General features: G+C 37.0%; 8 protein-coding genes and 1 pseudogene. 2 read left to right on the top strand and 7 right to left on the bottom strand.

Translation table 11 applies throughout. The annotated features are described in order from the left end of the window. The 3 genes from T359_RS0117300 to T359_RS0117290 form a co-directional block, all read right to left on the bottom strand. On the bottom strand, window positions 1–371 hold a 371-nt coding region (locus T359_RS0117300; protein ID WP_026518487.1), incomplete at its 3' end, for an MFS transporter. Window positions 372–417: 46 nt separating this feature from the next. Then, on the bottom strand, window positions 418–786 hold the full coding sequence (crcB, locus tag T359_RS0117295; RefSeq protein ID WP_013282473.1) for a fluoride efflux transporter CrcB: 369 nt from the start codon (window positions 784–786) through the stop codon (window positions 418–420). A gap of 86 nt (window positions 787–872) precedes the next feature. Further along, a complete protein-coding gene (locus T359_RS0117290; protein WP_026518486.1) occupies window positions 873–2,654 on the bottom strand; it encodes a hypothetical protein in 1,782 nt (593 codons plus the stop codon). A 152-nt stretch (window positions 2,655–2,806) separates the two neighbouring features. On the opposite strand from T359_RS0117290, the gene T359_RS0117285 reads away from it, so the two are divergent. Further along, window positions 2,807–3,628: an AraC family transcriptional regulator gene (locus tag T359_RS0117285; protein WP_022780012.1), complete on the top strand. Its 822-nt coding sequence runs from the start codon at window positions 2,807–2,809 to the stop codon at window positions 3,626–3,628. Window positions 3,629–3,772: 144 nt separating this feature from the next. Here T359_RS0117285 and T359_RS22895 read toward each other — a convergent pair whose 3' ends face one another. The 3 genes from T359_RS22895 to T359_RS0117270 form a co-directional block, all read right to left on the bottom strand. Beyond that, window positions 3,773–4,075 carry a GNAT family N-acetyltransferase gene (locus tag T359_RS22895; RefSeq protein WP_255367899.1) on the bottom strand — a complete coding sequence of 101 codons (303 nt, stop codon included), beginning with the start codon at window positions 4,073–4,075 and terminating at the stop codon, window positions 3,773–3,775. 120 nt (window positions 4,076–4,195) lie between these two features. Continuing rightward, window positions 4,196–5,377 (bottom strand): MFS transporter, encoded by a 1,182-nt coding sequence (locus T359_RS0117275; RefSeq protein WP_026518485.1) that lies wholly within the window; start codon window positions 5,375–5,377, stop codon window positions 4,196–4,198. 2 nt (window positions 5,378–5,379) lie between these two features. Further along, complete coding sequence (locus T359_RS0117270) at window positions 5,380–5,979, bottom strand: DUF1349 domain-containing protein (protein ID WP_022780009.1); 600 nt, start codon at window positions 5,977–5,979, stop codon at window positions 5,380–5,382. 133 nt (window positions 5,980–6,112) lie between these two features. Between T359_RS0117270 and T359_RS21915 the strand changes: the two genes are divergently transcribed. Then, window positions 6,113–7,015, top strand: coding sequence for an AraC family transcriptional regulator (locus T359_RS21915; protein WP_026518484.1), 903 nt, complete (start codon window positions 6,113–6,115; stop codon window positions 7,013–7,015). 336 nt (window positions 7,016–7,351) lie between these two features. Here the strand turns inward: T359_RS21915 and T359_RS0117260 are convergent. Further along, window positions 7,352–7,696: pseudogene (locus T359_RS0117260) on the bottom strand (radical SAM mobile pair protein B); the annotation flags it as partial.

The raw sequence follows: 7,696 nt of genomic DNA, 5'->3' as shown, positions 1-7,696 counted from the left end.
TTGGCAGGCTTTTTTATCGCTTTTCCGATACGCTCCAGGATCACAAGACCGCAGGCCCAAATCCAGCCATGTTCAGGTACGAGTGCCAGTGCAGGAATCGCCAGAGCCTGTATTACATAGCCTGTGATAACAAATGTCCAGTATTTCTTCGTTTTATCTGCTATAAATCCGGATATGAGCCTTAGTGAATACCCGCACAATTCTCCTATACCGGACACAAATCCGATGGTTGCAGCGGATGCCCCTGCGAGGTTCAGATATTCGCCCAATATGCTTCTGGCGCCTTCATGAGTCATGTCCGAAAACAGACTTACGATTCCCATCAGGGTTATAAAAATTATGGCGCCAGACAAAGCCCTTTTTTTATCCATGTTCTACTCCACTAATCCCGATTTGCTTATTTCATTATCCTGAAATTCAAAGTTTTATTATCGTCGCAAGTTTCTTTCCGCATAGAATTCCAAATATGCAGCAACAACAACTCAGTACCACATATAATCCGCCATTCATATATTGTTTCTTCTCAAACAAATTAAAAGCTTCAAGGGAAAATGTAGAGAATGTGGTAAAACCTCCACACACCCCTGTCTTCCAGAAAAGAATGGTATTATCAGATACACTTTCTCGGTTACTGGTAATTCCAACAACGAATCCAATTAGTATGGCACCGAGGATATTTGTAATCAGAGTTAATATCGGAAAATAAGTCTTAACAGGAATCAGACTTATTGCATATCGCGCTACTGCACCCAAGGCACCACCAAGTGCTACAAATAGAAAATTCATATCAACCTCTCTATTGTCATATATACTGTAATATAAACCACTCTCAACGTTTCATTAATTGATTGTCTGGTTCATCATACCTGTAGCTATTGAAATGAATGGCACTGCGAAACCAAATAAAAATACATTCCCCAATCCTGATCATTCGCGTAATCATCATATCGCTGCCCCGGCTCACCATTTACTGTTACCGGAAATACATACGCACAGCTGGCACTGCCATCCGCAAAAAACAAACTGAGCACACCTCTCAAAGAAGCTTCCGACATCTTATCATACTGTTCATCCTTGCTAATGCGATACCACAATCTATAAGCATTTCCTGTAAGAGCACTCCAGTAATGCGGATACGTATCACCATACTGCCTCTTTTTACCGAACCAATAACCATCCCAATGACGAATTGCAACCTCATACTGAAGATAATGCGGTTGACGAGCATTAAACAACTCTAAAATTTCCAATTGACGCTTTCCGGCTTCTTTGTATTTTTCTTCTCCTGTAAGCAAATACATTTCCAATAATAGATTTGCCGCCGGTGCAACAATGCTTTGCTCATAATTAACTTCATGAGCAGGATACAAAATGTCATTTTTCATGAAAGTATCACAATGATTACGAAAATATTGAAGTAGTTCCTCATATTCCGCATACATCTTTTCTACCCATAGATTTTTCATAAGCTTCTCCAACGGAATTGCAATTGCATAAAAATGATCACCACCCTGCTCATAGAATGATTTCATCACCTTATATGCCTTGTATAGGTAGTCTATATCTTTTTTCAATTGATATACTTCTATGAAAAGCAAACTCATCCACGGATAGTTATATAATCTCTGAAAATGATTGTCATATCCGTAATCATTGGCTACTAAAGAATGTTCATCATCATATAATTCCCTTTCCACATATGCTAGATACCGATTCAAACTATCCATCAGTTTTTCATCGTAAAATCTTTGCAAATAGGCCGCCATCAGCACACCCATTCCGACACGTTCACGTCCCCCGTTGTAATCATTCTCTGCCCGGTAATAGATATGTTTTTCTTTTGTATCATAGATTAAATATGCACCATCCAAAGGACAATTTTCTTTATGAAGCTGTTGTTTTTCCGCAATATATGTTACTCGATTTTTTATAAGCTCCTGAAACGCAGGTAATACATTAACTGCACACTTAGCATTTACCCCATTTTTTTCAAAGCAAAATGTATGTACTCCTTGTTTTTCAGATTTCTGATAAAGTTTTTCTTCACCATCCACATAAATCTTTATATCTTCCCCTTCAAATACAACATATTGATCTGCCTGTACATCCACATATCCGGGATTTATCTGATTAATCTTTTGATAAAAATCCTCTTTCCCCTGATGCCAGAAAAGTTTCCATTCGATTTCAAAGGACTCCCCCGGATTCAGTACCTGAGGTGTTGGATGCATAATAAAATCGCCCCTGTCATTACTGATACGAGAAAGGTCTCTCTCCACACTATATCCGGCAAGACTGCCTTTTGTCAGTACCAACCCCAAGTGAGGGGGTTCACCTCCCATGCGAAGAGCCATTACATAAGACATCTCTCCTCCACAATATATATGTGTGTGGCAACGCATTTTTGTACAAATATCAGAACCACAATAATCATCATTAAAAGGTGTGTAAATACCAATATCCGTAAGAGATGTAAAAAGCGGCTTATCACTGATATTAGTAAAAAGATATTTCTCTGTAATAATATCCTCTTCATCCTGACAGCATACATCAACTGAAATCTGTGATGGTATCTTTACTGTTCCCCATTCGGTAGCTCCCTCTATCCAATTCATTTGATATTTATCTGCTGCGTTAATTAATTCTTTTCGCATCGAAATAGCCTCCATCTTAAATATTCTGGCTATATCATAAGTCTTTTACTTTTCATGATGAAATACACTATTCTGAACCTATTATTTTTTTGATTGAGCTATTCTGAACTCATTGCTACAATGAATACAATGAATACAAGGAGAAAGATACCATGGCAGATAAACGAACATTTGTATATGAAAACTTTGAAATGTCCTATGAAGAAACAAAAAAAGGATGGTCTATGCCTTATTCGCATCACCATACCCATTATGAAATATATATACTGCTTTCCGGAGAAAGAACTGTTACTATTGGCAATACCACACATCTTGTAAAAGAAGGATTTGCATGTCTATTTGAAAGCAATATTTCTCATCGCAGTGAAGGAAATACTGATTACTCAGGTCTCTGCATTCATTTTTCAAAGCAGTATTTGGATAGATATTTTCAGCCAAACATTGTTTCCACATACTTAACATGCTTTAAAACACCAATAATCTTCATTCCTGCAGATTACAGAAAAAAACTTCTTACTTGGAATAAGGCTATGAGCCATACTTCTGAGTCATCCTACTTGCTTCTTGCACAAATACTGATAGATCTCTCTAAATTTCAAAAGAAATACTGCGCTGATAGCAGCTTATTTGTTAGTGATGTCAAAACATCCAGCGCCCAAAGAATCATAAACTATATTGACGCAAACTATACCACTCTGCAAAATGTCAGCCAAATTGCTGAATGCTGCGGCGTATCAGAAAGCTATATCCATCGCATTATCAAAAAGAATACTTCACTGACCGTAAAAGAATACATCAACAAACTCCGTCTTCGTCATGCGATACATGAAATGGATTGTTCAAACAATTCATTTGCAATTATAAGCAAAGCTTGCGGTTTTCAGAACATATCTTATTTTTATTATCTATTCAAAAAAAATTATGGACTAACACCTACAGAATATCGTGAACAACTAAAAAAAACGCATAAATAACCAGTTGACACGTGCTCGTCATAAGCAATAACGATTTTCTGCTCTTTGACGGAAGCTCAGGGCTACTGTATGCGGTTGGTGGCAACTTTGTTATTTCTTTAAAAAATAATCCTAGTTTCAGTCTCGCTCTAGCATCACGATATATTAAGGTGTGCCTTCTTCTAATTGTCTTTTTTCGTTGAGATTAAATCCATGTGCCTTGTAAAAATGAATAGCTTCTTTGTTCTTCTCCAGCGTCCATAGGAATCTGCTATCATATTTTTCTTTTGCGAACTCTATCAATTGGGCTCCTATGCCTTGGTTCCAAAAAAAGTAATCTACATATAATTCCGAAATTTCTTTTCCCTCCAGATGTATCATTCCCTTAACTATGCCATCATCATATACCCAAACTTTATTGAGAAGTTCAGGATCATTGAATTCATTGGCGACCTTTACTACCTGCAGCTCGTTAAAAGAGTAATCATCATTATGAAATATTGAATAATCATACTACCAGAATAGTTAGTACCTATGGTTATAATATGACGATATTGCCTGCTATATTACTTCCACCAATTTGAATATCTATCGATACTTATTTCGAATATAGAACACTGAAATTACTAAAATGATAGGAAAACCTATACCTGCCAATACTCCTGCCTGCAAATTATTAGCCGCTTTTTCAGATATACTTCCAATAATAGCAGGGCCCATTGCTCCCCCAAAATCTCCTGCGAGCGCTAGAAGTGCAAACATTGCTGTACCTCCAGTTGGAAGTATCTGTGATGATATACTAATTGAACCTGGCCACATTATACCTACAGAAAATCCGCATAATGCACATCCAATCAATCCAACCCATGGTATATTTGCCAGTCCGGCAACCAGATAACACATAAGGCACATTACTCCGGATGCCATCATGAAAATTGTCAGATCAACTTTTTCACCGAACTTTCCATAAAGAAGTCTACTGATTCCCATGCACACTGCAAATCCGCAGGGTCCAGCCAAATCTCCAACTGTTTTGGAAACATGTAGTGCTGATTCAGCATAGGCGGATGCCCACTGTCCCATCGCTATTTCTGAAGAACCTGCGCAGATCATGAGTATAATAAAAATCCAAAATGCTTTTGTTTTCAACAGTTGGGGCATTGTCATGCTCTTACCATCTTCTACCAGTGGTTCGATTGGACAGGTTGCAAAATTGAAAATGTTATAAAGCGGAATGACCGACCATATAAGTGCCATTATTCTCCATTTTTCTATACCAAAAACCGTAAAGAAGGCTGTGGAGCACAAGACAACTCCAACCCATCCCCAGCAATAAAAGGAATGAAGAAGACTCATCATTGTATCCTTATTTTCAAATGGACATGCTTCTACAATTGGACTTACCAGCACTTCTGTCAATCCACTTCCAACAGCATATATAAATACACACACAAGGATTCCCCAAAATGGTACTGACAATAAGTCAGGTAATACAGCAAGTCCTGCAAGTCCTAATCCTGATGTAATCTCTGCAGCTATTACGCATACTCTGTAACCCAGTTTATCTACTATACCTGCACATAAAAAATCAACTACAAGCTGTGTAACAAAGAATACTGTTGAAATAGCGGCCAGCTTTCCAAATGATATATTGTATGTATTATGAAATGTTATAAACAATAGCGGTACAAAATTAGCGCAGATGGCCTGTGTTACAAATCCCAGATAGCATGCAAGCTGTGTTTTTTTATAATTCTTTTCTACTTCCATTTTTATTCCCCGGCCCTGATATTTTTTACCGTTTTGCTTTCAATAGAAAGATTCTCGTATATTCTGTCTCCACCTTGGCCTGTAGGTGCCTGAGCAAGTAAACCTACTTTCACAGACTCAGCATCTTTCATTAAGAAATATCTTGTCATGTGGAAATGCACTCCATCCAGGGAGTAATGAAAAGAAAATGCTCTGCCCACGCGACAAACTCTAAGATATGCAAAATTCTGTCCTTCAATATCGCATCCATTAGCATCATCGGATTCACCATCTTTAGTTACAACACTTACAGCAGCGTGTGTTCCAAAGTCAGTAAGTTCAAAACAGCATTTAGCCCAGTTGTCCATATCCTGCATAACCATTACAGATGCAGAATCATAAGTTTCCTTAAAATCATGAGATACCTTTACATTAAGAACGAAGTCGCCCTTAACATCTGTGTAGAAATATGGAGCATTACAAAGTGATTCAGGAAGAATTCCTTCTTCACTTGTTGTACTTCCACCACAGAAGAAATCTGTCAAAGCCGGTGCTTTTATTGTAACCTTATTCTCTTCAATTTTTATCTCACCTTTATTGATCCATTTAAAATTATCAAACATAATCTACAGCCTCCTCTTTTTGTTAGTGCTTTTTGTTAGTCGAAAGAAATTATTGTAATTATATCGTATTGTTAATATTATAAAAGGAATAAAATGGTCAAATAGTATAACTATATCTCCAAGAGGAATAATTATGGCACTCTCATCATGTATATCATTATCAAAACAAGCAACTCCATTCAATATAGATGAAACTGGAACCCATGGAACTGTAGAGTTTCCAGTTGCCATATATAGAGATGATATCACCGAAGATTTTGTCAACTGGCACTGGCACGCTGAAATTGAGATAGGCCATGTCGAAAAGGGCGTTATTCTTTTAGAATGCGGTAACAGAAAATATATACTTTCAGAAGGAGACTTATTTTTCATAAATACCAATGTTTTGCATTCCATGCGTAATCATAACCCCGTCAATGCAGCAATTTTTAAATCTGTCATATTTGACAGCTCTGTTATAAGCAGCAATACAGAAAGTATTTATTATAAAAAGTATTTACATCCTATCATCCATAGCGCAAGTATTAGAGATTTTATACTGAAGTCAGATTCCATATTCTTTAGCAAATTGGACAATATTATCAAAACTGTATGGGAAATAATAAATCATGAACCAGAGGATTACGAGATATCAGTCAGAAATGAATTATCTGATTTTTTTGCTGTACTAAATCATATGAATCTAACAGAAAGTATGCTTACCCACACAGTAAATCCACTGTTAGAGGAGCGCGTACAGATAATCCTAAACTACATCCATTCAAACTATTCTAAAAATATAACGTTAGATGACCTGGCTAATGCTGCAAATGTTAGTAAAAGTGAAGTTCTTAGGTGCTTTAAGTCAATTATCAATATTTCACCAATTAAATATCTTAAGAATTTCAGATTGCAAAATGCGGCATATATGCTTAAAAGCAGCACTTACTCAGTTCAAACAATTTATGAGTTATGTGGATTTGATAACAACAGTTATTTCTCTAAATCATTTAAGGAACTGTTCCACTGTTCACCTCGTGAATACCGTAATAATTAAGAACAAGGCAACAATGAAGATTTAGAACGGCCGTAGAATATCTGAACTACTTGATTAATATAAGAAAACCCCCAGATAAAATCTGGGGGTTTCGAATCTGCATCTGCAGAATGATTATCTCTTTGAGAACTTTTTCAATGTCCTAAGCGCTGTGTTTGTGGCATTTCTAGGGCGAGTTGCTGTTTACCTGCTGCGTACGGTAGAAAGCTCAGGGCTACTGTATGCTGCTGGTGGCAACTTTAATAACCGCGATCAAAAAAAATACTCTGATTTTACTTTCTACTCATTAAATCTTTGTCTGTCTTTTGTAAGATTATCTTCCGGTTTATTCTTCCATCAAGAATTATGTATTACATTTCTCTTTCCACTATTGGCAGTTCCTCTTACTTCTTCGTGGTAAAAGTAATCTACGATTGTTGGATGTCCTTTCTCTACTCTCTCATACGGAGTTTCATTATCAACAAACCTGCAATCATACTTTTTAGCCAGCTCTTCTGCTTTCTTTTCCAGCGCTTCAAAATAGCTGCGGTTCTTTTTGTTATAGATTTCGTCATACAGCGGCACCAGATCCGGATGTTTATCGGAAATGTATTTCATGATATCTGCCTTAAAACCTCCGCGAAGATTCAGATTCTCAAGCCATACAAGGTCACACTGATCTTTTGTCCTGTCTATGATTGC

The sequence above is a fragment of the Butyrivibrio sp. MC2021 genome, assembly GCF_000621605.1.
Lineage (GTDB): Bacteria > Bacillota > Clostridia > Lachnospirales > Lachnospiraceae > Butyrivibrio.
The sequence above is the reverse complement of the archived record's forward strand: the minus strand, read 5'-3'. Positions and strand labels throughout refer to the sequence as shown.